We start from the raw sequence: 676 nt of genomic DNA on the forward strand, positions 1-676 counted from the left end.
GCACAGCGGGGGGCGGGACGGCCGGGGTGGGGGAGGGGATGTCCGGGCACGGCGACCTCGCAGGGGCAGCGGCGGTGACGGAACAGCGGCGGGTTAAGCGGGTTTAACTTCTGAGGTTAGCCTTCTCCAAGCTAGGGGGTGCGGACGTCAACGGGAAGACCGTTCCCGCCAGTTGGCGCTGGCATCATGAACCCATGGCGAAGCGCGACGACCCGGCGACCATCGGACGCAGGGTGCAGCAGCTGCGGCGGGAACGCGGCCTCACCCAGCGGCAGCTGGCGGAGCCCGTCTACACCCCCGCCTACATCTCCACCCTGGAGTCCGGCCGCGTCCGCCCCTCCGACGACGCCCTGCGGCACCTCGCCGGCCGCCTCGGCGTCGCCTTCGACGAACTGGCCACCGGCCGCCCCGCCCGCCTCGCCACCGACCTGCGGCTCCGCCTCACCGAGGCCCAGCGCACCCTGGCCTCCGGAGCCACCGAGGAGGCCGCCCGCCAGTACGCCGGTCTCCTCACCGAGGCCGAGACCCACGGCCTGCCCGACGCCGAGTACACCGCCCTGCTCGGCCTCGGCGATTGCGCCCTCGACACCGGCGACCTCACCGCCGCCCGCCAGCATTTCGAGCGCGCCGAGCAGACCCTCGCCGACGCGCCGCTGCCCGCCCGCGTCCCCGCCCT

Annotated in this window: 1 protein-coding gene; it reads left to right on the forward strand. The window is 74.6% G+C overall.

The annotated features are described in order from the left end of the window. Window positions 1–194 precede the first annotated feature (194 nt). On the forward strand, window positions 195–676 hold a 482-nt coding region (locus CCN42_RS40995), incomplete at its 3' end, for a helix-turn-helix domain-containing protein (protein WP_143662289.1).

Source organism: Streptomyces glaucescens (assembly GCF_002154375.1).
Lineage (GTDB): Bacteria > Actinomycetota > Actinomycetes > Streptomycetales > Streptomycetaceae > Streptomyces > Streptomyces glaucescens.